Origin of the sequence: Acidovorax sp. sic0104 (assembly GCF_019219095.1) — a bacterium.
In the GTDB taxonomy this organism is placed as follows: domain Bacteria; phylum Pseudomonadota; class Gammaproteobacteria; order Burkholderiales; family Burkholderiaceae_C; genus Acidovorax.
Genome location: NZ_JAHUWH010000009.1, coordinates 159,721 through 184,386, shown reverse-complemented (window position 1 = coordinate 184,386; position 24,666 = coordinate 159,721). Strand labels below are relative to the sequence as shown.

19 protein-coding genes are annotated in these 24,666 nt (G+C 68.5%); 10 read left to right on the top strand and 9 right to left on the bottom strand.

What is annotated here, in order from left to right; translation table 11 throughout:
• Nucleotides 1–13 precede the first annotated feature (13 nt).
• From KW835_RS16075 to KW835_RS16060, 4 genes are all read left to right on the top strand, one after another.
• Nucleotides 14–1,300, top strand: a complete 1,287-nt coding sequence (locus tag KW835_RS16075; protein WP_218384104.1) for a PHB depolymerase family esterase — start codon at nucleotides 14–16, stop codon at nucleotides 1,298–1,300.
• A 117-nt stretch (nucleotides 1,301–1,417) separates the two neighbouring features.
• Nucleotides 1,418–2,029 (top strand): PolC-type DNA polymerase III, encoded by a 612-nt coding sequence (locus tag KW835_RS16070; RefSeq protein WP_218384102.1) that lies wholly within the window; start codon nucleotides 1,418–1,420, stop codon nucleotides 2,027–2,029.
• 162 nt (nucleotides 2,030–2,191) lie between these two features.
• On the top strand, nucleotides 2,192–2,464 hold the full coding sequence (locus tag KW835_RS16065; RefSeq protein ID WP_218384100.1) for a DUF3297 family protein: 273 nt from the start codon (nucleotides 2,192–2,194) through the stop codon (nucleotides 2,462–2,464).
• A gap of 48 nt (nucleotides 2,465–2,512) precedes the next feature.
• Nucleotides 2,513–3,016: a reverse transcriptase-like protein gene (locus tag KW835_RS16060; protein WP_218384092.1), complete on the top strand. Its 504-nt coding sequence runs from the start codon at nucleotides 2,513–2,515 to the stop codon at nucleotides 3,014–3,016.
• Nucleotides 3,017–3,213: 197 nt separating this feature from the next.
• Here the strand turns inward: KW835_RS16060 and KW835_RS16055 are convergent, their stop codons facing one another.
• The 5 genes from KW835_RS16055 to KW835_RS16035 all read right to left on the bottom strand — a co-directional run bounded on the left by KW835_RS16055 (nucleotide 3,214) and on the right by KW835_RS16035 (nucleotide 6,672).
• Nucleotides 3,214–3,738 carry a GFA family protein gene (locus tag KW835_RS16055; RefSeq protein WP_218384090.1) on the bottom strand — a complete coding sequence of 175 codons (525 nt, stop codon included), beginning with the start codon at nucleotides 3,736–3,738 and terminating at the stop codon, nucleotides 3,214–3,216.
• A gap of 156 nt (nucleotides 3,739–3,894) precedes the next feature.
• Complete coding sequence (locus KW835_RS16050; protein WP_218384088.1) at nucleotides 3,895–5,199, bottom strand: RNA polymerase sigma factor; 1,305 nt, start codon at nucleotides 5,197–5,199, stop codon at nucleotides 3,895–3,897.
• 19 nt (nucleotides 5,200–5,218) lie between these two features.
• Nucleotides 5,219–5,626, bottom strand: coding sequence for a VOC family protein (locus KW835_RS16045; RefSeq protein WP_218384086.1), 408 nt, complete (start codon nucleotides 5,624–5,626; stop codon nucleotides 5,219–5,221).
• A 65-nt stretch (nucleotides 5,627–5,691) separates the two neighbouring features.
• Nucleotides 5,692–6,231 carry an SRPBCC family protein gene (locus tag KW835_RS16040; RefSeq protein WP_218384084.1) on the bottom strand — a complete coding sequence of 180 codons (540 nt, stop codon included), beginning with the start codon at nucleotides 6,229–6,231 and terminating at the stop codon, nucleotides 5,692–5,694.
• A gap of 27 nt (nucleotides 6,232–6,258) precedes the next feature.
• On the bottom strand, nucleotides 6,259–6,672 hold the full coding sequence (locus KW835_RS16035) for a YciI family protein (RefSeq protein WP_218384082.1): 414 nt from the start codon (nucleotides 6,670–6,672) through the stop codon (nucleotides 6,259–6,261).
• 241 nt (nucleotides 6,673–6,913) lie between these two features.
• On the opposite strand from KW835_RS16035, the gene KW835_RS16030 reads away from it, so the two are divergent.
• A complete protein-coding gene (locus KW835_RS16030; protein WP_218384081.1) occupies nucleotides 6,914–10,858 on the top strand; it encodes a WG repeat-containing protein in 3,945 nt (1,314 codons plus the stop codon).
• A 4-nt stretch (nucleotides 10,859–10,862) separates the two neighbouring features.
• Here KW835_RS16030 and KW835_RS16025 read toward each other — a convergent pair whose 3' ends face one another.
• The gene (locus tag KW835_RS16025; RefSeq protein WP_218384079.1) at nucleotides 10,863–11,243 is read right to left on the bottom strand and encodes a YciI family protein; all 381 of its coding nucleotides are present in this window, start codon (nucleotides 11,241–11,243) and stop codon (nucleotides 10,863–10,865) included.
• A gap of 429 nt (nucleotides 11,244–11,672) precedes the next feature.
• Between KW835_RS16025 and leuA the strand changes: the two genes are divergently transcribed.
• The 3 genes from leuA to KW835_RS16010 all read left to right on the top strand — a co-directional run bounded on the left by leuA (nucleotide 11,673) and on the right by KW835_RS16010 (nucleotide 15,265).
• Nucleotides 11,673–13,352, top strand: a complete 1,680-nt coding sequence (leuA, locus tag KW835_RS16020; RefSeq protein WP_218384077.1) for a 2-isopropylmalate synthase — start codon at nucleotides 11,673–11,675, stop codon at nucleotides 13,350–13,352.
• A 131-nt stretch (nucleotides 13,353–13,483) separates the two neighbouring features.
• Complete coding sequence (locus KW835_RS16015) at nucleotides 13,484–13,996, top strand: C40 family peptidase (protein WP_218384071.1); 513 nt, start codon at nucleotides 13,484–13,486, stop codon at nucleotides 13,994–13,996.
• A 168-nt stretch (nucleotides 13,997–14,164) separates the two neighbouring features.
• Nucleotides 14,165–15,265, top strand: coding sequence for a 3-deoxy-7-phosphoheptulonate synthase (locus KW835_RS16010; RefSeq protein ID WP_218384070.1), 1,101 nt, complete (start codon nucleotides 14,165–14,167; stop codon nucleotides 15,263–15,265).
• A gap of 26 nt (nucleotides 15,266–15,291) precedes the next feature.
• On the opposite strand, the gene KW835_RS16005 is transcribed toward KW835_RS16010, so the two are convergent.
• Nucleotides 15,292–15,759: a PaaI family thioesterase gene (locus KW835_RS16005; protein ID WP_218384068.1), complete on the bottom strand. Its 468-nt coding sequence runs from the start codon at nucleotides 15,757–15,759 to the stop codon at nucleotides 15,292–15,294.
• Nucleotides 15,756–16,238 carry a MerR family DNA-binding transcriptional regulator gene (locus KW835_RS16000; RefSeq protein ID WP_218384063.1) on the bottom strand — a complete coding sequence of 161 codons (483 nt, stop codon included), beginning with the start codon at nucleotides 16,236–16,238 and terminating at the stop codon, nucleotides 15,756–15,758. The genes KW835_RS16005 and KW835_RS16000 overlap by 4 nt, the downstream gene beginning before the upstream one ends.
• A 355-nt stretch (nucleotides 16,239–16,593) precedes the next feature.
• Here KW835_RS16000 and KW835_RS15995 point away from each other — a divergent pair, with 355 nt between their 5' ends.
• A complete protein-coding gene (locus tag KW835_RS15995) occupies nucleotides 16,594–21,480 on the top strand; it encodes an EAL domain-containing protein (RefSeq protein ID WP_218384061.1) in 4,887 nt (1,628 codons plus the stop codon).
• 1,138 nt (nucleotides 21,481–22,618) lie between these two features.
• Here the strand turns inward: KW835_RS15995 and KW835_RS15990 are convergent.
• Nucleotides 22,619–23,209, bottom strand: a complete 591-nt coding sequence (locus KW835_RS15990; RefSeq protein WP_218384060.1) for a Spy/CpxP family protein refolding chaperone — start codon at nucleotides 23,207–23,209, stop codon at nucleotides 22,619–22,621.
• Nucleotides 23,210–23,572: 363 nt separating this feature from the next.
• On the opposite strand from KW835_RS15990, the gene KW835_RS15985 reads away from it, so the two are divergent.
• Nucleotides 23,573–24,634, top strand: coding sequence for a recombination-associated protein RdgC (locus tag KW835_RS15985; RefSeq protein ID WP_218384058.1), 1,062 nt, complete (start codon nucleotides 23,573–23,575; stop codon nucleotides 24,632–24,634).
• Nucleotides 24,635–24,666 lie beyond the last annotated feature (32 nt).

Below are 24,666 nucleotides of genomic sequence, written 5' to 3'. Positions count from 1 at the left end.
CCAAGGAAGCCCGATGGACTGGAACCACAAACTCAAGCAATTGATGGGTGAAGCCACCCAGCTGGTGCGCACCGGCCATCTGGCGGATGCCACCCGGACCATTCAACAGACGCTGGGCGGTCACCCTCCAGCACCGACCACCGCGCAAGGCGCCGGCGCACCGGATGCGCCCAGCGCCAGCCCTGCGCCCGCGCAGCCCTCGCCCGGTGCCACCTTCCGCAGCGGCATGCCGTGGCGCGACCCCAGTTCTGTGCAGGACGTGGAAGACGCCGTGGTCATCGAGCGTCCCCGCAACGTCACCGAGGGTGACACCCCTTGCGATGCCCCGGCAGCACCGCAGAGCGGCACTGCAGTGCATCCCGCCCCGCGCTGCGAAGCACAGGGCAGCTTTACCCGCGTGGTCTTCAGCCACCCCGGCGCGCCTCACAACCCGCACCACTATCACCTGTACGTACCGCCAGGATCCGCCAGCGGCGCCCCCATGCCCCTGGTGCTCATGCTGCACGGCTGCACGCAGAACCCCACGGACTTCGCCACCGGCACGGGCATGAACAGCGCAGCCGCGCGCGCCAACGCACTGGTGCTGTATCCCGCCCAGCCGCACAGCGCCAACCCCAACGGCTGCTGGAACTGGTTTCGCCCCGAAGACCAGCGCAGAGACATGGGAGAGCCTGCGCTGCTCGCGGCCATGGTGCGCGACGTGATGGCACGCCACCCGGTGGACGGGCAGCGTGTGTACGTGGCAGGTCTGTCCGCCGGCGGTGCCATGGCCGCCCTGCTGGGCCGCGAGTACCCCGACGTGTTTGCCGCCGTGGGCGTGCACTCGGGCCTCTCGGCGGGTGCTGCGCACAACGTGATGGGCGCACTGTCGGCCATGAAGACGGGCGCCAAGACCCCCGCCCGCGGCACTACGGCGGCGGCATCGGGCCAGCCGGTCACACCGGTGATCGTCTTCCATGGCGATGCAGATCCCACGGTCAGTGCGCGCAACGGAGAGCAGGTGGTGCAAGCCGCGCTGGATGCGGTGACCGGCGGTGCTCCCGCGTTGGAAACCAGCGTGCAGCAAGGCCGGTCTGGCGGCGGACAGGGCTACACGTGCACCGTGTACCGCCGCGTGGCCGCCGGCGACGGAACGGATGACAAGGGCGCAGTGATCGCAGAGCACTGGGTGCTGCACGGCGCCGGCCACGCATGGGCCGGCGGCAGCGCGCAGGGCAGCCACACCGATCCGCGCGGGGTGGATGCCACGGGTGAGATGCTGCGGTTCTTTCTGGCGCAGCAGCTCACGCCCAAAAGCTGAGGCACGGGGTCATCGCGGGGTTTGCGGATGCCGGCCGCCGCAGCGGCGCGGGCCCTGTTCAACAGGATGGCGCTGGGCCGACGGCGGCACAATCCTTCTTTTTGCCTCCGCCCCCCCATGCCCCCCATCGCCGTCATCGACTTTGAAACCACCGGCGTCTCGCCCGGCCAGGGCGCACGCGCGACCGAAGTCGCCATCGTGCTGCTGGAAAAAGGCCAGGTGGTGGACCGCTTTCAGAGCCTCATGAGGACGGGCGTGTGGATTCCGCCGTTCATCACCCAGCTCACCGGCATCACCAACGCGATGGTGAACACGGCGCCCGATGCCGCAGGCGTGATGGCCGACGCGGCGCGTTTTGTGGGCGACGCGCCCATGGTGGCGCACAACGCATCCTTCGACAGCAAGTTCTGGCAGGCAGAACTTGCGCTGGCCGGTGTGGCCGCGCCGCACCCGTTCGCCTGCACGGTGCTGCTGTCACGCCGCCTTTACCCCCAGGCACCCAGCCACAAGCTCGGCACGCTGGTGGACTACCACGGCCTGCCGCGCACCGGCCAGGCCCACCGGGCGCTGGCCGATGCCGAGATGGCCGCTGCGCTGCTGGCGCGTATCCAGCACGACCTGCGCACGCAGTGGCGCGTGGCCGAGCCGAACCATGCGCTCTTGCAGCAGGTGCAGCGCTGCGCCAAGCCGGCGGTGGGCGCGCTGCTGGCGCGGCATGCAGCTCCCTGAAGACGTTTGCTACATATTTGATAGCTTGCAGCGCTTGACCAGAGCGCGGCAGGCGGCATTTTGATTCATATTCCTGCCGTGCTTCAGGGGCACCCGGGCCGTGTCGCGGGCCAAATCCCGGAAAATCCGCGCTTTTGCTTTTTTCATCCAGAACGCCATCACATGACCGATACCGCCCCAGCCACCCCAGCGGCCGCCTCCGAACGTCCCGCGCTGCCCGATCACCTGAGCGTGGACCCGCGCAGCCCGCACCACGTGGCTGCGGTGTTCCAGCATGACATCGGCATCCGCTTCAACGGCAAGGACCGCACCGATGTGGAGGAATACTGCGTCAGCGAGGGCTGGGTGAAGGTGCCTGCGGGCAAGACGGTGGACCGCAAGGGCCACCCGCTGATGATCAAGCTCAAGGGCAAGGTCGAAGCTTTCTACAAGTGACACGCCCCCGCGCGGCTGCGTTGCGCAGGTATCTGCCGTGCGTTTTCCATGCCTGACCACGGCGCCGCCCCCTGGGTGATCCATTGCGACGGCAGTGCCGTGCCCAACCCGGGGCGCATGGGCCTGGGTGCCGTGGTGCGCGCGCCCGATGGCACGGTGGCACAGCAGCTATCCGAGGCTACGACCTTCACCGGCTGCAACAACGAAGCCGAGCTGCGGGCGCTGGCCCTGGCGCTGCGCTGGTTGCAAAGCCAGGGCGGTGCGGCAGGCAGCGCCGTGATGGCCTACAGCGACAACAGCGTGCTGGTGGAGCAGCTGGGCACCACCAGCAACGCGGGTAGTCCGCGGGTGCCCCCCATCGCAAGGCTGGCAGGCTTGTTCGATGAAGTGCGTGGGTTGATGCTGGCCTGTGGCGATGTGAGCGTGCAGTGGATTCCACGCCATCGCAATGGCCAGGCCGATGCGCTGGCACGTGGGGCGCTGGGGTTGACGCCCAAGCCGTCTACGGGGCATCACACCCGGGCGAAGAAGAAACGACAGAAGCGGCGGTGAGGAGCCTGGGGCTGGCGCATGCCGTCTGCACGCGCCCCTGCCTTGTTCCCTCTCCCCTCGCGGGAGAGGGTTAGGGAGAAGGGGCTTTAGGCGCACTGCCTCGATCAAGAGCCCCTCTCCCCGGCCCTATCCCTCAAGGAGAGAGAGTGAAGACAAGTCCCGCGTGACACGTTCTGTATGCGGAACCCCAGGCACCCTCAATCCAGCCCCAGCGCCTCCCGGTACGCCGTGATCCTCGGCAGCAGCACCTGGCGGCGTGCCAGGCTGTCGGGCGGCCAGTGGGTGTCGCGCTCGTAGTACTCAGGCACGGCGGGAGTGCCGGGTGGCAGCACCACCCAGGGCTGCTTGGACTGGGTGTAGATGTGGATGTCGGGCGGCATCAGGTCTGGCGCATCCAGGGTGCCCACGCGCACAAAGGCCACCAGCGGGCCCGCGCCGGAGTAATGGCTCCATACCGCCACGCGGCAGTGCGGGCAACGCGCAATCGTCTGGCCGAAGCCGCTGGCGGACGGCGTATCCACCAGGTCGGGCAGGCCCGCCAGGGAGGGGACGCGGTCGGTCTCGATCATCGCGTTCAACGCGTACGAGGCACCACTCTCGCGCTGGCACCAGCGGCAGTGGCAGCAGTGCACGAACAGCGGTGCGGTGAGCATGCGGTAGCGGACATGGCGGCAGGCGCAGCCGCCTTCCAGGGGGAACGACGCGGTGTCAGGGTGTGTCATGGCGCAGCGATGATGGGGTGGCCCGGGATGGCCCCATTCTGGCGAAAACGCGCCACAAAATCACGCGGCCACCACACGCGCTGCCACGACCGCCGCTGAGCGCCTGCAAGGTGCGTGCGAGCCCGCGTGGAATGGATGCATGCGGCGCGACGCCTGTCAGCCGCCTGCGCGCGCCAGCAGCAGGGCCTTTTCCTGCGCATTGCGCGTGAGTCCCGCCGCACGCTCGAACTCGGTGCGCGCCTCGGCCACGCGGCCCAGCTTGGCCAGCAGGTCGCCGCGCACGCTGGGCAGCCAGTGGTACTGGGCCAGTAAAGGGTCGGCCGCGATGTCGTCCACCAGGCGCAGCGCCGCCGCCGGGCCTTCGGCCATGCCCACGGCCACGGCGCGGTTCAGCGCCACAACGGGTGAGGGCGCCACCTGCAGCAGTGCGTCGTACAGCGCCACGATGTGGGGCCAGTCGGTGTCTTGCGCCTGCCGGGCGCGTGCGTGGCAGGCAGCGATGGCGCCCTGCAGTGCGTACGGCCCCCAGGGCTTGCCGGTGCGTGCGAGCTGCTCGGCCTTGTCCAGGGCGGTCAGGCCCCGGCGCACCAAGAGGTGGTCCCAGCGTGCGCGGTCCTGGTCCATGAGCAGCACGGGTTTGCCCTCGCCATCGGTGCGCGCGGGCAGGCGCGAGGCCTGGATCTCCAAAAGCGCCACCAGGCCCTGGACCTCGGGCTCGCCCGGCACCAGGCTGGCCAGCACGCGCACCAGGCGCTGGGCTTCACCGCACAGAGCGGGGCGCATCCAGTCGTCGCCCGCCGTGGCGGCATAGCCTTCGTTGAAGACCAGGTAGATGACTTCGAGCACCGATGCCAGGCGCGGCGCGCGCTCGGCCTCGCCGGGCACCTCGAAGGGCACGTGGGCGGCCGACAGGCTGCGCTTGGCCCGCACGATGCGCTGCGCGACTGTGGGCTCGGGCACCAGAAACGCCCGTGCGATCTCGGCCGTGGTCAGGCCCCCCAGCAGCCGCAGCGTGAGCGCCACGCGCGCCTCGGTGGGCAGCACCGGGTGGCAGGCGGTGAAGATGAGGCGCAGCAGGTCGTCGCCGATGTCGTCCTGCTGCGCGGCCATCAGCGTGTCCACCACGTCGGGCGCGTACTGGGCTTCGAGCGCCTCCAGGTCCTTGCCCAGCGCCTCGTGCTCGCGCGCGTGCAGGGCCTGCTGGCGCAGGTGGTCGATGGCCCTGCGCTTGGCCGTGGTCATGAGCCATGCCCCCGGGTTGGCAGGCAGGCCGGTGGCGGGCCAGTGCTCCAGCGCGGCCACCAGCGCATCCTGCGCCAGCTCCTCGGCCCGGCACACGTCACGCGTCATGCGTGCCACGCTGGCGATGATGCGGGCGGCCTCGATGCGCCAGACGGCATCGATGGTGCGGTGCAGGGCATCGGTACCGGCGGGGCCATCGGGACTGAGGGGGTTGCGCATCGGCGGCCTCGGTGAACGCTCAGCCCAGCGCCTTGCTGGCATCCACCATGTGCACGAACTCCCAGCTGTGGCCATCGAGGTCGTCGAAGCTGTGCGAGTACATGAAGCCCAGGTCCTGCACGGGGCGGGGCGAAGTGCCCCCGGCCGCCACGGCCTTGGCGACGAGGGCGTCGACTTCTTCGCGGCTGTCGCAGGAAAAGCACACCAGCACTTCCGACGTGGTGCGTGCATCGGCGATCGCCTTGGTGGTGAAGGTCTGGTAGAAATCCTTGACCAGCAGCATCACGAAAAGGTTCTCGCCCACCACCAGGCAGGCACCCTGTTCGTTGGTGAAGTCGGGGTTGAACTCGTAGCCCAGTGCGCGAAAGAACGCCTGCGAGCGGGCCATGTTCTCGATGGGCAGGTTCACGAAGATTTGCTTGTGCATGAGAGGCTCCTGAAGGGGTGTGAAGGTAAAGGGAAACGAATGCTTTGGCAAAGGGGTGGCGGGTTTCACGCTGCGGGTTGGCCCAACGCCACGGCCTGCAGGTTGGCCAGTCCGTCCTCGAAGTCCTGCCCCACCATGCGGTCCATGTTGAAGAGCAGGTGCGCGATCTTGGCGAGGTAGGGCACAGGGCCCTGCATGGTCCAGGTGACGCGGGTGGCGTCCGCGCCTTCGGGCTGCAGCGTGAACTCGACCTGGTTGTGGGCTTCGAAGGGTTTGACGAAGTCGAGCTTCATGCCCACGCGGCGGGGCGCCGTGGCCTCCACGATCTCCATGCTGCCGGTGCCCACCTTGTCGCCCTGCCAGGCGTAGCGCGCGCCAGGCCCGGCCGTGTTGGCGCTGTACTCGCCCTGGATGGCGGGGTCCTTGCGTTCGTACGGGTTCCAGGTGTTGAACTGGCGCAGGTCGTGGATCAGCCCGTACACGCGCTCGGGCGGGGCCGTGATCACGCGGCTGCGTTCCACGCGGAAGGTGTCGGGGCGGGTGGCGGCGTAGGCCAGCAGCAGCGCCAGGGCGGCGAGCAGCACGAGGGCGATGGTCTTGATCATGGCGATGGCTCCAGGGCAGGCGGGGTGTCAGCCGCGGGCTTCGAGTTCGCGAAAGTGCTCCACGCCCTGCACGGCGGCAAAGTCCTCCATCTCGTACAGGGGGCGCACCTCGATCTCGGCCGCCAGGCCCTCGCCGCGGGGGTTGGGGAAGCGGCGGGTCCATTCCAGCGCCTCGTCGCGGCTGCGCACCTGGATCAGCTTGTACCCGGCAATGAGTTCCTTGGTCTCGGTGAAGGGGCCATCGGTGACGGTCCGCGCACCGGCAGCACCGTAGCGCACGCGCCAGCCCTGCGTGCTGGGCTTGAGGCCGCTGGCGTCCAGCAGCACGCCTGCCTGCGCCAGTTCTTCGTGGTAGCGGGCCATGGCGGCCATCAGGGGTTCGGTAGGCATGTCGCCACGCTCGGATTCTGCTGTGGCTTTCACGATGATCATGAATCGCATGGGGTTCTCCTGGCAAAGGTTCGGGGTGAGGGCCGAAGCGAATGGCTGGCCTTCATGTGCACGACGAACGAGCCTGCGCAAGATCGACACGCCGTCTGCAAATTGCGGGTTTCTACGTAGAAAAATCTCTGCGCGCCCCTGTGCGAGGGGCTGATGTGGCGTATCTGCCAAGCCGTGCAAATGGTTACGGGTCATCGCGATATGCATCGTTAGGATGCCCCGCGAGGGACCCCTGCCAACAATGACCAGCGACACCGACACAGACTCCGAACCGACACCCCCGTGGCTGGCCAGCATTCCGCTGGAACCCAGCCACCAGACCCTGGCACTGCTCATCGTCCACCCGGGCCGCGCGGTGGTGCCGCCTGAGGGCCTGGCCGAGGTGCTGCGTTTCTGGGCCGACGGCCGCGGAGGATGGATCGGCGCGGCCCGGGCCGCCCAAGGGCTGTGGGGCTACATCGACGGCGAGGGCCACTGGCGCGTACCGCCCACGCTGCACAACGCCCGCAGCTTTTCCGAAGACGGCCTGGCGCGCTTTAGCGAGGGCGGGCGCTGGGGCTTCATCGACCTGACCGGCACGGTGGTCATCCCGCCCGCCTTCGACAATGCCCAGCCGTTTCGCCACGGCCTGAGCGCGGTGCAGGTGGGGCAGGATGCCTGGCGCATCATCAACCGCACCGGCCGCACCACCTGCGACGAGGTCTTTCATGAGCTGGGCGCTTTCGGCGCCAACGGCCTGGCGCGCGCCACGCTGTGGAAGAAATCCCGCAACGAGCGCACCCACGGCTTCGTGGACGGCACGGGCCGCTGGGTGATCGAGCCGCGCTTTCGCGACGCACGGCCCTTCGGCGAGTCGGCCACGACCGCGGCCTCGCTGGACGGAGACCTCTACGGACTCATCGACGCCAAGGGCCATTGGGTGCTGCAGCCGCGCTACCCGCGCATCGACGCCTTCAACGCCGAGGGCCTGGCCTTCTTCGACGAACCCAACGCCTGGGAGAACGGCCACGGCTACCTCAATGAACGCGGCAAGGTGGTGGTCAAGGGCGGGCGCCACCTCTCGCCGCGCATGGCGTGCGGCGTGGCCGCCAACAGCTACGACGGCACGAGCTTTCTCATGGCAGACGGCACGCCGCTGCCCGCGCCGCCGCTGAGCTACGGCGCGGATTTCTCCACCGAAAGCTGCTACGCCGTGGTGCGCACCGCCGCCACCCGCAGCGGCGCTGCAGACGCGGCGCGATGGGGGCTTCTGCACCCCGACGGCCGCTTTGTCCCCGCGCCCGAGCATCTGCTGGAGCCCCTGACCGACGGCGATGGGTGGCTGGTGGCGCAACAACCGGACACGCCGCTCGCGCCGTTTCTCACGCGCGACGGGCAACTGGCCTTCATCGACGGCGAAGGCGTCATCACCTGGCGCGCCCACTACGACGGGCAGCAGGTGGCCCTGCTCGACGCGGCCGGCACACCGCTGTGGCGCAGCGGCGTGCGCGAGAACTGCTGGCCCCCGGGCCCGTTCTTCAACGCGCCGCTGACCGACCACCTGGAAAACCTGGAAACGCTGGACGGCATCGTGCCGCTGGCGCTGGACCTGCTGGCCGACGCGGAAGCGCGGCTGCACCGCCTGGCCGCGGGCGATGAACTCGCGCCCGACGAGCCCGTGGACGGTGAGGACGGCGATGGCGATTCCGACGAAGACCAGGAGCCCGGCCAGGTGCAAGCGGCCCGCACGGTGGTGGTGCGCCGCGTGATGCGCGCCTACCTGAGCGAGTCGCACAACGGTCCGTACGAATTCTTGTGCACCGACCTCAACCGCACGGTGGACGAAGCACGCGTGGCCATGGTGCAGCAACTGACTGCGCGCTTCGGCGCCTGCGACCCCAACCCCGAACACGCCGCACCCTGGCACCGACGGGGCGACTACACCCAGGCCTGGCCCGTGGCGCTGGCCAAGCCGCTGGCGGCCGACAGCGGCGCGCTGCATGAATCGCGCGAGCAGTGGCTCACGCTGTACAAGCACTCCGACTCGGGCGATGGCGACGTGTGGTGGGAGCTGTGGCTGATGGCCGCACCCAGCATCGATGCGCTGCAGTTGGCCCAGCGCACCCGCACGGCCGCGCCGGTTGCCGCCGCCCCCGGTGACACCGACCAGCCCGATGGCACAGACAGCGACGGCCCCGCGCTGCACAGCCAGCCCCCGGACGACATCCCGCCCCAGCGTCTGCCACAGACACGCGGCGAATGGCTGCAAGCGGTGCAGAGTGACCGCTACGCCATCGCCCACGTGCCCGCCCCTTGGCTGGACGATGCCATGGTGGACGCCGCGCTGGCTGCGAACGTCGCCGCACTGGAACATGTCCCGCCCGCCTGGCAGACGCCCGAGCGGCTCGCGGCCCTGGTGCGCGCGGGCCTGCGCGAAGCCGCCGACATTCCACCCGAGTGCATGACGGCCGAGGCACTGGCCCTGGCGCGCAGTTTGTATGCCGGCCAGCCCGAGTGGGACTGGCGCGACGAGCGCAACAGCCGCATCCCCACCCACTGGGACCACAACAGCCTGTGCGACATCTGGGGCTGCCTGCTCACGCCCGAGCTGGCGCTCAAGGCCGTGCGCGCCCAGGCGCCGCTCAAGGACCTGGCGCACTGGCTGCGCACCGATGCGGTGGAGCAGGCTGCGCTGCAAGCCGACATCTACAACATCAGCTACATCGACCCGCGCAAGATCACGCCCGCGCTGGCCGAGCGCGCCGTGCGGCACGACTACGGTTGCCTGATCGAGCACATCCCTGCGGAACTGCTGACCCCGGCGCTGTGCCTGGCGTCGGCGCGCGCCAACGGCCTGTCGCTGGACAAGATCCCTGCGCCGCTGCGCACCCCCGACGTGTGCGTGGCCGCACTGAAGGAGCGCTGGGACATGTTCCCCGCCGTGCCTGCCGCACTGCGCGAGGAAGTGACCACGCGGCTGATCGAGGACGACCTGGCTCAGGCGCGCCAGGAGGGCGAGCCGCGCGATGGCAGCCACTGGCACGTGCAGCGCGCCTGGGTGCGGCTGTGGGCTGGCGACCACGAAGGCGCGATGGCCGATGCCCGGCTGGGCCGGGACCGCGTGCGCCACGAAGAGCACGCGCACTACATCCTGGCAAGCAGCCTGCGCGCCCTGGGGCGCACGCAGGAGGCGGCGCTCGAAGCCTCCACCGTGCTGTCGCTGCAGTCGCCCTACACCGCGCAATGGGACAGCGATGAAGACACGCGCTGGCTGCAGTCCCTGGCCCAAGCCCAGGCCCAAGCGGCCGACGACGCCACGCTGATCGCGCAGCTTGCCTCGCACCCGCGCACGCTGGCCGATGTACCGCGCGAACGCATCACCCACGCCATGGTGGACGCCGCACTGGCCGCAGACGAGGATGCGGTGCGCTTCGTGCCCAAGCGCCTGATGACACCCGCGCGGTATGCCGCGGCCCTGCGCCAGGGCGTGAAGGACTTCGACCAGATCCCCGCCGCGATGCTCAGCGAAGAAGCCTGCATCGAGCATGTGCGCGACGGCGGCTGGCGCCTGGCGCAGGTGCCACCCGCGCTGCGCAGCGTGGCCGTGTGCGCCCATGCGCTGCGCGACAGCAGCAACAGCGCGCTCGAGCATGTGCCCGAAACGCTGCGCGCCGATGCCCAGGCAGCCGCCGCGCGCCTGCCGCGCGACGATGAAGACGGCGACGGCCCAGGCTCCGGCGGCGTCGGCCACTGGCTCAGCCGCCGCCTGGTCGAGTCTGCGCTCAAGGGCCAGGACACAGCCGCGCGCCGGCTGCAGCACAAGGGCATGGTGGCCGCGTTCATGGTGCAGGCGGCCGTGACCGCCAAGTCCAGTGAGCCGCCCACGCTGCGCGGCCTGGCCGGCTGGTTCGAACAGCGCGCGGTGCTGGCGCTCGTGGCCAATCTGCTGCTGGGCCTGTCGGCCCTGGTGGGCCACGCGTTCGTGTCGGTGGCAGCGTGGCGCGCAGAAGGCCCCTGGATCGGCCTGCTCACCTTTGCGCTCATGGGGTTTGCCGACGCGTACTGGGCCTGGCGCTTCCTCTTTGCCACCCCCGCCAGTGCGGCCCTCGCACTCACGGCCCTGGTGGTCGTGGTCTATGTCTTCGTCTGGCGCCGGCTATACCGCCGTGTAGGGTTGGCGTACGCGGCGCGCAGCGCGGGTGACTGAGGGGCTACCTGCCTGAGTCCGCCGGACCGCTGCCGTGGTAGCAGGGCGCCACCTCGCGCACCTCGATCGTGGCCCACTCGGCGGCCGGGCAATCACGGGCGATGGCCACGGCCTCGTCGCGCGTGGCGCAGTCGAGCAGGAAGAACCCGCCCACCATCTCCTTCGTCTCGGCGAAAGGGCCGTCCACCAGCCGCGGCTGCCCGCCGTGTACCTGCAGGCGCACGGCCTGCTCGGTGGAAGCCAGCGACTCGCTGGCGCGCAGGATGCCACGCGCGGCCAGGCCCTCGCCGAAGCGCTGCATGCGCGCGTAGGCCTCCTGCCCGCCTGCCAGGCCGCGCTCGGCCCGCTGGCCGTGGGGTTCCATGATGAGCAGCATGAAAGGCATGAAGAAGTCTCCTGAAGATCGGGGCACGGACGGATGGAGGGACCACGCCTGCGTGGCGTGCGCCATGCTAGCAGCAGAAAACGCTATATTTTTCATAGCTTCCCGCGCAGATCCTCAGCACGGCAGCGGCATTTTTCATTTGAATTGTTGCGCGCTGCAGCAAGGCTGTGCTATCTTTGCCCACCTATGCAACGCAGCATGCTCCTATCCACCCTATCGCTAGGCCTAGTGCCTGGCCGGGGTCTGCCTGCGTTCGCCACCATCGTTGCCTGATCCGCTCAGCGCAACACCTGATCTCCCCCTGACCCCGGCCCGCGAACCAGCCTTTGCACTCTTGCAAAGGGCTGCAGGGGATGTCACACGTTTTAATTTCGTTTGACCCGATGCAGTGCGCACGACGCGCACCGCACACCGTTCGTGGAGCCTCTCATGATTGCCAAGCCCGCCACCAAGTACCAGCCCATCGCCCCGGTCGCATTGCCCGACCGCCAGTGGCCCACCCGCAGCATCACCCGCGCGCCCGTGTGGCTCTCCACCGACCTGCGCGACGGCAACCAGGCGCTGTTCGAGCCGATGAACGGCGAGCGCAAGATGAAGCTCTTCCATGAGCTGGTGCGCATCGGCTTCAAGGAGATCGAAGTCGGCTTTCCCGCCGCGTCGCAGACCGACTTCGACTTCGTGCGCCGCCTCATCGACGAGGACCTGATCCCCGACGACGTGACCATCATGGTGATGACCCAGTCGCGCGAAGACCTGATCGCGCGCACGGTGGAGGCTGTGAAGGGCGCGCCCCGCGCCATCGTGCACCTGTACAACGCCACGGCGCCCGCCTGGCGGCGCATCGTCTTCGGCATGAACGTGACGCAGGTGATGCAGCTGATTGCGCACCACGTGGGCTACCTGAAGCAGCTCACCGATGCGCAGCCCGCCACGCAGTGGACGCTGCAGTACTCGCCCGAGACCTTCAGCGCCACAGAGCTCGATGTGTCGCTCAAGGCCTGCCACACCGCCGTCGCCGCCTGGAACGCCGGCCCCGGCCGCCCCATCATCATCAACCTGCCCACCACGGTGGAGAACGCCACGCCCAACGTGTTCGCCGACCAGATCGAATGGATGGACCGGCGCCTCGCCCCCCGCGAGCACATCGTGCTCTCGGTGCACCCGCATAACGACCGTGGCACGGGCGTGGCCGCAGCGGAGCTGGCGATGATGGCCGGCGCCGACCGGGTGGAAGGCTGCCTCTTTGGCAACGGCGAGCGCTGTGGCAACGTGGACATCGTGACGCTGGCGCTCAACATGTACACGCAGGGCGTGCACCCGAACCTCGACTTTTCGGACATCACCTCGGTGGCGCGCATCGCCGAGGAATGCACCTCGCTGCCGGTGCACCCGCGCCACCCCTACGCGGGCGACCTGGTGTTCACCGCGTTCTCGGGCTCGCACCAGGACGCGATCAAGAAGGGCTTTGCCGCGCAGGACCCTCATGCCTTGTGGGAGGTGCCGTACCTCCCCATCGACCCGGCGGACCTCGGCCGCACCTACGACAGCGTGATCCGGGTGAACAGCCAGTCGGGCAAGGGCGGCATTGCCTTCTTGCTGGAACGTGAACGTGGCGTGGTCATGCCCCGGCGCATGCAGGTGGAGTTCAGCGCCGTGGTGCAGCGCCAGACGGACACGAGCGAGGGCGAGATGAGCGGCGAGGCACTGTGGGAGCTTTTCCAGGCCACCTACCTGCGCGCACCGGCCCGGGCGGCCATCGTGTGCCACAGCCACCGGATCGATGAAGACGGGCAGGGCATCGAGCTCGACGTGACCATCGACGGCACGCGCCAGCATCTGCGCGGCCAGGGCAACGGGCCGATTGCCGCCACGGTGGACGCGCTGGGCCTGCCACTGCGCGTGGACCACTACGAAGAACGCGCCACCGGCACCGGCGCCAACGCCCAGGCGCTGGCCATCGTGGAAGCGGCGCTCGAAGGCGTGGCGGGCTCCACCTTCGGCGCGGGGGCCAGCCACAACATCGTGACGGCGTCGGTACAGGCCATCGTGAGCGTGGCCAACCGGCTCGCCGAGCGGCGCGGGGCCACGGTAGCTGCCGCAGTGGCGTAGGTCTCTGGCTGGTATGAAAAAGATAGCTGCCAGCGCTTGATCCATGAGCGTTGGCAGCTTTTTTGTTGAATATCCCCAGGTCCCGGACGGAGTCCGCGCAGGCGCCCGGTCCATCCGTTAACCTTGCGCCCATGCGCGTTTTTCACAGCCTGGCTTTTGCCGCCTGCACCGCCGCCCTGCTGGTGCTGGCCGGGTGCGGCACCTCTCGGCCTTCTTCGCCTTCTCGGCCCTCGGCGTCATCGGCCCCGGTGCGCACCACCCCGCCGCTGACGGCGGAGCAGGCGCACGACATCGCCATTCACGCTCTGGGCCTGGTGGGCACGCCGTACCGCTACGGCGGCAACACGCCGGACTCCGGCTTTGATTGCAGCGGGCTCATCGGCTACGTGTACCGCAACCAGGTGGGCACGCCGCCGCCCCGCACGGTGGCGCAGCTCAACAGCTGGGGATACCCCATCGACGGCAGCGAGCTGCGTGCCGGCGACCTGGTGGTGTTCGGCACGGGCCGCCAGCCCAACCATGCCGGGATCTATGTGGGGGAAGGGCGCTTCGTGCACGCACCCTCGACCGGCGGAACGGTGCGGCTGGACGAGCTGCAGTCGCGTCACTGGTCGCGGCAGAACGCGGCGTTCCGCAGGCCGTAGCGGCTCCCCCTGAGTCGCCTTCGGCGCCTTCCCCCTGAGGGGGACGACACCCTCGCTGCGGGGCGGCCCTTGCTCGGCATCGCTGGCCTGGGTCGCGCCGGTTTTGACGATGCGCGCGACATTGGCCGCGCGACGAGCCGGCCGCGCCGCGCGACAATCGGGGCCACCATGACCCACGCACACCGATCCGCCACGCCCCTTTCCACCCACGACACGACGCGCATCGACGACACGCGCATCAAGGCCGTGCGGCCTCTCATCACGCCGGCTTTGCTGCAGGAATGGCTGCCCGCGCCCGATGCCGCCCAGACGCTGGTGGAGACCAGCCGCACCGCCATCTCGCGCGTGCTGCATGGGCAGGACGACCGGCTCGTGGTGGTGGTGGGGCCGTGCTCCATCCACGACCACGGCCAGGCCATGGACTATGCGCGCCAACTCAAGGTGCAGGCCGACGCGCTGCAGCAGGACCTGCTCATCGTGATGCGCGTGTACTTCGAGAAGCCGCGCACCACGGTGGGCTGGAAGGGCTACATCAACGACCCGCACCTGGACGGCAGCTTTGCCATCAACGAAGGGCTGGAACTCGCGCGCCAGCTGCTGCTGGACGTGCTGGCGCTGGGCCTGCCCGTGGGCACCGAGTTCCTGGACCTGCTATCGCCGCAGTTCATCAGCGACCTGGTGAGCTGGGGGGCCATCGGCGCACGCACCACGGAGAGCCAGAGCCATCGCCAGCTGGCCAGCGGCCTGTCGTGCCCCGTGGGCTTCAAGAACGGCACCGACGGCGGCGTGAAAGTGGCGAGCGACGCCATCCAGGCCGCGCAGGCGTCGCACGCCTTCATGGGCATGACCAAGATGGGCCAGGCCGCGATCTTCGAGACGCGCGGCAACCAGGACTGCCACGTGATCCTGCGCGGCGGCAAGCAGCCCAACTACAGCGCGGCGGATGTGGATGCCGCCTGCGCCATGCTCCAGGCGGCCGGCCTGCGCGGGCAGGTCATGATCGACGTGAGCCATGCCAACAGCAGCAAGCAGCACCAGCGCCAGATCACGGTGGCCGGCGAGGTGGCCGCGCAGATCGCCGCAGGCGACCAGCGCATCACCGGCCTGATGATCGAAAGCCACCTGCAGGAAGGGCGCCAGGACATCGTGGCCGGGCAACCGCTGGCGCCCGGCGTGTCGGTGACCGATGCCTGCATCAGCATGGCGCAGACCATTCCGGTGCTCGAAGGCCTGGCGGCGGCCGTGCGCGCCCGGCGCGCACGCAGCTGAGAACAGGGGCCGGGCTGCGTCGGCAGCTACCGCATGGCTGCGGCTTCGATGTTGCGGGCAGTGGCCAGCAGTGTGGCGCACAGCGTTTCCTGCCCCTTCGCATCCACGGCGAAGACGTCGGCTGCACAGACGGTGAGCAGCCGTGCCGCATCCACCACACGCCCCCGCGCCCTCAGGCACACGCCCCGCGCCGGGGCCACGAGCTTCACGGTGGCATCCACCGTGGCATTGACCCAGCCCGGCGGCAGCACGCTGCCGGCCGCCCCCACGGCGGCGAAGTCGGCCACGGCGAACACGGCCGTGGCCTGAAGCTGGCCGGGGCGAAAGCAGAACGCGTCGCTCACGGGGATTTCCACCTCCACCGCGCCCGCCTCGGCGCGCACGAAGCGCAGGCCCAGCGTCCGGGCCATCGGCATGGCCAGCACCAGCGACTCCAGCAAGGGCAAGGATGTGACGGCGGCGGGGCCGTCTGCGGCAAGGGTGGGGATGGTCATGGTGCTTTCCTGGGTGGACGACGGGATCGGGTGGCCGTGGATACGGACGCCGGTGCAGCTGCGGCGACAGGCCGCACCCGCGGCCAGGAGGCTTTGGCTGGCGATGCCGCCGTGGCGCGCCGGGCCGCGGTCTGCCGCTGCGTCTCCAGCCAGGCCTCGTGCTCCAGCACCCGCTGTTTCTGCGCCTTGAGGCCGGCGATCTGCTGATCCAGCGCAAGGGCCCGCTGCCGCAGGTCATCCACCATGGCAGCAATGCGCAGTGTGCCTGCGCGGTAGGCGGCCAGGCGGGGTGCAATCTGCGGCAGGGTGAAGCCGAGCTGCCGCGACATGGCGATGAACACGACCTCGCGCTGCATGGCGGCCGGGTAGTCGCGGTAGCCGTTGGCGCGGCGGCGTGGCTGCAGCAGCCCCAGCCGCTCATAGTGGCGCAGGGCGTGGACGGACACAGAGGTGCGCTGTGCAAGTTCGGAAATCTGCATGTGGCAAACCCAGAGCGTGTTGTGCACCTTGAAGCAACCGCATCAAAGTGCTTGACACACTCTAGCAACCATCGTGCTGCACCAAGGTTACCCAGGCGACTGCCTTTGGGGCAAACCCCCATGGCCTGCGCCTCGTGCGGTGCGCGGTGCGGTGTAGCATTCGCTTTTTTGAACGTGGTCACGTTCCTGCCGTCCTGGCCGTGGTCTTGCAGCCTGCGGCGCGGGCATTTTTCGTCCATCCCACTTGCGAACACCCCTTGACGATGCTTGAGCTCCTTGGCAACGCCACCCAGGCCGCACCGGCTCGGGGAGCGGGGCGTGCGCCAGCGGGTCACGCCACGGCAACCGCCTGACCATGCCACCAGCCCACGCACCCGAAGAGGCAGCGCGGCTTTTGGCACTGCAGTCCTACGCGATCCTGGACACGCCCCCCGAGGAAGGGTTCGACCAGCTGGCCACCTTGGCGGCCAGCATCTGCCAGTGCCCCATCGCCGTGGTCAATTTCCTGGACAGCGAGCGCCAGTGGTTCAAGGCATCGGTGGGCCTCGCGTTCCAGCAGACCGAGCGCGCCATCGCCTTCTGCGCGCATGCGCTGGATGGGCGCCGCGAGCCGGTGGTGGTACCGGACGCCACCAGGCATCCGGCCTTTGCCGGCAACCCGCTGGTCACGGGCGAGCCCCATGTACGCCTGTATGCGTGCGTTCCCCTGGTCACGCCCGAAGGCTTCACCCTGGGTACGCTGGCGGTGGTGGACACCGTACCACGCACGCTGGACGATGCGCAGCTGGATGCCCTCAGGATTCTGGCGGGCCAGGCCATGGTGCAGCTGGAACTGCGCCGTCAAAAACGCCTGCTGGCACAGCTGGTGCAAGAGCGCGACCAGATGCATGCAGAGATGGTGTCCCAGGGCGAAGCATTGCGCGCGGCCGGGCGCATCGCGCGCATTGGCGGCTGGACGGTGGAGCTGCCCGGCCAGCAATGGATCTGGTCGCAGGAAGTCGCCGTCGCCTACGGTCTGGAGCAGCGGCAAAACGGCCTGCCGCAGGTGCTCGAGCTGTACACGCCGCCTTATCGCGCGGTGATGCAGCGGGTGCTGGAAGACTGCCTGCAGCACGGCACCCCGTTCGACATCGAGGCCGAGGTGCTGATGCCAGGCGAGCGCCACTTCTGGGTGCGTACCGCGGGTCAGGCCGTGCGCGGCGCGGACGGTCAGATCCTGCGCATCCAGGGCGCATTCCAGGACGTCACCGCGCAGCACCGCGCCCACCAGGCCCAGCGCGAGAGCGAGGAACGCTTTCACCTGGTCTCGCGCGCCACCGCCGACGCAGTGTGGGACTGGAACCTGCTCACCGACCACATCTGGTGGAACGAAGGCATGCAGACCTTGTTTGGCGTGCCGCCCGACCAGTTGCAGCCCGACAGCAGCTCATGGACCTCGCGTCTGCACCCCGACGACAGTCAGGCTGTGACCACCGGCATCCACGCCGTGATCGACGGCAAGGACACGCACTGGTCGGGTGAGTACCGCTTTCGCCGCCATGACGGCAGCTACGCCTGGGTGCTTGACCGCGGCTTCGTGATCCGCGACGCCGGCGGCCGCGCGGTGCGCATGGTGGGCGGCATGGCCGACATCAGCCGGCAAAAGCTCGCGGAGATCGACGCGCAGCGCGACGCACTGAACCACGCCGAGCTGCTGCAGGTGCAGCAGCGCATCTCGTCAATGGCTCTCCCGCTGCACGAGGCGCTGCAGCTCGTGGCCGACACGGTGCTGCGCCAGACGCAGGCGCGCGGCGCGCTGGTGGAGCTGCTGCGCGACCAGCAACTCGTGGCGCAGGCGGCAGCGGGCGACCACGTGCGCCCCGTGGGCCACCTGCTGCCCGTAGACCAGAGCCTGCTGTGGCCTGCGCTGCGCGAAGGCCGCACCGTGGTGTGCAACGATACGCAGGCCGAAGGCTGGGACATGGCCTCTTTGCCGCACCGCCACGGCGTGCGCTCGGTGATGGCGGTGCCGCTGCGTACAGCCGACGGCGTGGTGGGCTCTCTCAAGGTCACATCCGACCAGGCCCATGCCTTCTCTCGCCGCGACGTGGCCCACCTGGAGATCCTGACAGAGTCCCTGGGCGCCATGGTGCAGCTGCGCCACGTGGCAGCGCAGCTGCGCGCGTCCGAACAGCAGTACCGCATGCTGTTCGATGAGCACCCGCACCCGATGTGGGTGTACGACAAGGAAACACTGCGCCTGCAGGCGGTGAACCAGTCGATGGTGACGCACTACGGCTACGCCGAGGCCGAGCTGCTGGCGATGCAGATGACCGACCTGTGGCCCGCCGAGCGCCGCGCGGCCATCAAGGCCAGCATCGATGCGATACCGATGGACCAGCGCAACCGGCCCGTCATCAGCCGCCACCTCAAGAAGGATGGCTCGATGATGGACGTGGAGATCACGGCCGGCAGCATCAGCTTCAACGGCCGCCCTGCGCGCCAGGTGCTGGCCACCGACGTGACCGAGCGCCTGCGCACCGAACGAGAGCTTGCGCGCATGGGCCGCGCCCAGCGCCTGCTGAGCGCCTGCAACGAGACCCTGGTGCGCGCCACGTCCGAAACCGCGCTGCTGCAAGCGATCTGCCAGATCGCGGTGGACATCGGCGGCTACCGCATGGGCTGGGTGGGCTTTGCGCGCGACGACGAGCGCAAGTCCATCGAGCCCGTGGCGCATGCGGGCTACAACCAGAACTACCTGGAGAACCTGCACCTGTCGTGGTCGCAAGACGACCCCTACGGCCGGGGCCCCGCAGGCATGGCCGTGCGTTCGGGCAAGCCGGTGATCGTGCAGGACATCCGCACCGAGGGCGACTTCGCCGACTGGACGGAGCGCATGCTGGAGCACGGCTTTCACGGCGTGATCTGCCTGCCGCTGCAGCACCGCGACCGCGATCACGACCGCACCTTCGGCCTGTTGTATCTGTACGCGCCCGACATCCTTCAGATCAGTGCGCAGGAGGCAGCGCTGCTGCAGGAGCTCTCCAACGACCTGGCCTTCGGCATCACAAGCCTGCGCGCGCACAAGGCGCAGCAGCGCCTGCAGGCCTCGGTGATCAAGGTGGCGGCCGCCGTGTCGGCCAGCACCGGCACCGAGTTCTTCGTGCAGCTGGTGCGCAACATGGCCGATGCGCTCGGTGCGCAGGGGGGCTGCGTGGTGCGGCTGCTGCCTGCCGCCGAGGGGCAGCCCGACCGCGTGGCCACGCTGGCGGCCGTGCTGGACGGGCAGATGCTGCAGAGCGACACCTACACGCTGGAGGGTACGCCCAGCCACATGCTGCTGAACCAGCGCGAGTACGTCGTGGCCGAAAAGGTGCAACTGCTCTACCCGGCAGCGCCCATGCTGCGCCTGGTGGGTGCGCAGGGCTACGCGGGCCAGCAGCTGTGCAACGCTGACGGCGAGGTGGTGGGAATCGTGTTCGTGCTGTTCCGCCAGCCCATTGCCGAGACCGACTTCATCACCTCCACGCTGCAGATCTTTGCCGCGCGCGCGTCGGCGGAGATCGACCGGCAGCTGGCCGACGCGCGCATCCGTCACCAGGCTTCGCTGCTGGACAAGGCGCAGGACGCCATCCTGGTGCGCGACCTCACGCACCGTATCATCTTCTGGAACAAGAGCGCCGAGCGCCTGTACGGCTGGTCGCAGTTGCAGGCGCTGGGCCAGTCCATCGAGACGCTGCTCTACGACGACCCCACGCACTTCCGCCACGCGACGCAGACGGTGCTGGAGCAGGGGGAGTGGACTGGCGAGATCGTGCAGTACCACCGCGATGGCAGCACCATCGAGGTGGAAGGCCGCTGGACGCTGGTGCGCGGGGACGACGGCCAGCCACAGTCCATCCTCGCGATCAACACCGACATCCGGCAGCGCAAGGCCAGCGAGCGCGAGATCCAGCGCCTGGCGTTCTACGACGCGCTCACCGGCCTGCCCAACCGCATGCTGCTCATGGACCGCATCGGCCATGCACTGGCCAACGCGCAGCGCCGCCACCAGGGCGGGGCGCTGCTGTTCATCGACCTGGACAACTTCAAGACGCTGAACGACACCCTGGGCCACGACCAGGGCGACCTGCTGCTGCAGCAGGTGGCGCAGCGCCTGAACACCTGCGTGCGCAGCGTGGACACAGTGGCGCGGCTGGGTGGCGACGAGTTCGTGGTGATGCTGGAAGAGCTGAGTGCCAAGCCGCACGAACTGGCGCTGCATGCGCGCGGCGTGGGCGAGAAGATATTGACCATGCTGGCCGTGCCCTACGCGCTGGCGGGCTACCAGTACCGCAGCACGCCCAGCATCGGCGTCGCGCCTTTCACGGGTGAGCAGACGAGCGTGGGCGAGTTGCTCAAGCAGGCGGACCTGGCCATGTACCAGGCCAAGACGGCGGGGCGCAACACCCTGCGCTTCTTCGACCCCGACATGCAGGCGGTGGTGACGGCGCGCGCGGGCCTGGAGACGGACCTGCGCGCGGCCCTGGCCCAGGAAGAATTCCTGCTGCACTTCCAGCCGCAGATGCACCAGTCGGGCCGCTGCGAAGGCGTGGAAGCGCTGGTGCGCTGGGCGCACCCGCAGCGCGGCATGGTCTCGCCCGCGCAGTTCATCCCGCTGGCCGAAGAGACCGGGCTCATCCTGCCGCTGGGCCGCTGGGTGCTGCACACCGCCTGCAAGTTGCTGTCGGGCTGGCAGGACGACCCGGCGCTGGCCCACCTGACCATGGCGGTGAACGTGAGCTCGCGACAGTTCCGGCATGCCAGCTTCGTGGACGATGTGGCCCGGGTGCTGGCGATCACCGGCGCGCCGGCCCACCTGCTCAAGCTGGAACTGACCGAAAGCCTGCTGGTGGAAGACATGGAAACCACCATCGCCACCATGGCCGCGCTGCGCAGCTACGGCGTGGGGTTCTCGCTGGACGACTTCGGCACGGGCTATTCGAGCCTGAGCTACCTGAAGCGCATGCCGCTGGACCAGCTCAAGATCGACCAGAGCTTTGTGCGCGACCTGCTCACCGACCCCAACGACGCGGCCATCGTGGACACCATCATCGGCCTGTCGCGCAGCCTGGGCCTGGAAGTGATCGCCGAAGGCGTGGAGACCCCCGAGCAGCGCGAACTGCTGGCCGAAGCGGGGTGCATGCACTACCAGGGCTATCTGTTCAGTCGGCCCCTCTCGGCCGACCTGCTGGCGAGCTTCCTCAAGACCGCTGCGGGCTGATCCACAGGCTCTTTGATGGTTTGTTCCAGCCGGGCCGCTGGCGCAGGCTGGCATGTGCCGTCTGAAGGCCCGTGGCAGGCCCTCCAGGCGGACACTGGGGGGGAGGGTGCTGACATCCACGCCAGACGCTTCCCGGGCTTTTCAGGCCTTGTGGCGGCCCGTGAACAAGCCTGACGTCTGTTGGACGGCCTGCGTGCCCGTATCGCCGTTGACATTCGCATCCCAGGCAGTCCGGCTTTCCAGTCCCCGGAGTTCTCCCCTGTCTTCTTCTTGTAGTTCTTATAAATACATAGTCGTAGTAGTAGAGACGGGCTCGCCGTGTGGACAACCCGGTTTTTCCCAGAACTGGCAAGTACTTGCGCGCCACCCAACTCTGTGGACCGAACCCTGTTTCCGCTGTCGCGCCTGCGGGGACAACAACCGGGAAACACGCCCGTCTGTGGATAACAGGCCGGTTGTGCCAAAACTATCCCCAGTCTTACGCACTGAGCTGCCAGGGAACGGAATTTCCGTGAAATTCGCCCTTTGCACCCATGCGTATTGGGGCTTCAGCTATTAAAAACATAGTGGCAGCGCATGGGCGATGCCGAAAAGCAGGCCTCGCCGGGCCTTGTTCGCCCGCTGTCGGGGAGCCTGGCCCGGGTTTTGGCAGGCCTGCGGGCTCAATCGCCCCAACCGCCGATCGAAACAGCGCGGCCGAGAACGGGCGTGCCGCTGGCTGCTGCAGTCTGCGGTAACTGCACCCCAGTCCCAGGGATCACAGCGGTGTTCCAGGCTCCCGGTTTTCGGGGTTCTTGTTATTCATTGATAGCTCTATAGAAAGATAGCAGTAGTAGTAGAGCAAGGCCGTTTTTGTGGATAAGGCTTTTTTTCCCAATGCTGGCTTGCACTTGCGTTGCGCCAAACATTGTGGGACGCAGGCCCTGAACTCCGGGGCCTACAGACAACAACTTCCGGGGCGCGACCTTTTGTGTGGATAAGTGCCTGGTTGTGCGAAAAATTCCCCCAGGGTTATCCACAGGGGGCGGCTGCCGTGCCATTTTTTCCAGGGTCTGGAGCCCTGGCGCACCTGGAACGCAAAAAGGCCCGGCGTCCTGGGCAGGACTCCGGGCCTGGGCGCCATGCCGCTCTGGCAGGTTTAACGGGCGGGTGCCGCCGCTGGTGCGGGCTTGGTGCCGCCGTCGCCGTGGTGATGGCGTTGTTCACCACCCCGGCCGTGGCGCCCTTCGCCATCGCCGTGGGCGCCGCGGTGGTGGCGAGGTGGATGGGCGTCGAAGGTCTTCTGCTGCGCAGGGGTCAGCGCGGCATAGAAGGCCTTGGTGGCTTCGCCCCGGCGGTCGGCCTCGGCGGCATGCTGGGCGCGCAGGGCCCGCATGCGGTCGATGCGTTCGGGGGTGGTCAGCTTGTCCAGGTCCTTGCGGTCCAGGCGGGCCGGGCGCTCGCCCGGTTGCATCGCGGCCGTGAAGGTGTTCCAGGCAGGCTCCTGGGCGGAGGTCAGCTTGAGTTGGTCCTTCAGGGCCGCCAGGCGCTTGGCCCGGTGGGCTTCGTGGCGCTGGTGGTGGTCGCCGCGCTCGCTGCCGTGCCTGGCATGGCGGCCTTCGGGTGCGGCAGTGCTGGCGGCGGCAGGATTGGCGGAGGGGCTGGCGGGTGCCTGTTGCGCCAGGACGGGCAATGCGAGGGCAGCCAGAACAGCGGTGGCCGCCAGGCGGCGTGGAAGTTGGAAAGCCATGGTGTGAGTCCTTTCGCAAAGGGGTTGGGCCCGCTGGCCCGGGATCAGGTCAGCGATTGAGGGTCAGTGTCTGCCCCGCGTGTATCGGCGCCGTGCCCATTGGGTGAGGCTGTGTAAAGTTGTGACAAGAAGCTCCGTATCTGGTGCGGTTTTCGGCGTCGAAATCGGGGTCGCCGCCCTTCCTGCAAGCGCAGAGAGCTATTGAATTGATAGCGTTTCTCTGGAGGAAGCCTTGCACCCCGACACCTGGCGCTTTGGCGCGGCATGGGCCCGGCGTCCGGACCGCCGACAATGGCGGATTCGCCGTTGGCTTGTTTTGCTTGTGTTGTTCGTTCAACACCTAGAAAAAGAGAAGGTTTTCCCGTGTTCAAGAACATGATCGTGTACCGCATTGCGCCGCAATGGGAGGTGGAACTCACGCAGGTCGAGGAGGTGCTGGCCAAGGCGCCTTTCACGGAGTGCGGCGCCACGCAGGAGAAGTCGCTGGGCTGGGTGCCGCCGCGCGGCGAGGCGCATGGCCCGCTGGCCGAGTCGGTGGGCGGGCAGTGGATCCTGCGCTTCATGGTCGAATCCAAGGTGCTGCCGGGCAGCGTGCTGGCCCGCAAGGTCAAGGAAAAGGCCGAGCGCATCGAGCAGGAAACCGGCCGCAAACCCGGCAAGAAGGAAAGCAAGGAACTCAAGGACGAGGCCAAGCTGGACCTGCTGCCCATGGCCTTCACCAAGCAGGGATCGATGTGGGTGTGGATAGACACCGCATCGCGCCTGCTGGTGCTCGACACGTCGAGCCAGGGCCGCGCCGACGAGGTCGTCACGCTGCTGGTCGAATCGCTGCCGGGCCTGTCGGTGTCGCTCATCAACACCCAGACCAGCCCTCAGGCGGCCATGGCGCACTGGCTCAAGGAGCAGGAGCCGCCGGTGGGCTTCACGGTGGACCGCGAGTGCGAGCTCAAGAGCGCGAACGAGGAAAAGGCCGTGGTGCGCTACGCCCGCCATCCCCTGGACATCGAGGAAGTGCAGGCCCACATCGATGCCGGCAAGCTGCCCACCAAGCTCGCGCTGACCTGGGATGACCGGGTGTCCTTCATGCTGACCGAAGGCCTGCAGATCAAGAAGGTGGCGTTTCTGGACACGGTGTTCGAGGGCACCAAGGCCGATGATGGCGGCTTCGACACCGACGTGGCGATTGCCACGGGCGAGCTGGTCAAACTCATCCCTGATTTGATCGAGGCGCTGGGGGGCGAGGCCGAAAGCGGCGTGGCCAGTGCCGCACTGGCAGCCGCTGCGGGCGATGGGGCTGCGCCGGCAGGGGCGGGCGTTTCGGCTGCAGTGCCGGCGCCGCCCAAGGGCAAGGACGTTTCCGGCCGCTCGATCACCGGGCCGGCAACCGCACCCGTGGACACCGACCCGGATTCAGCGCCGTTCTGAGTCTGACGCAGGGCTGTTCGCCCGCGACGCTG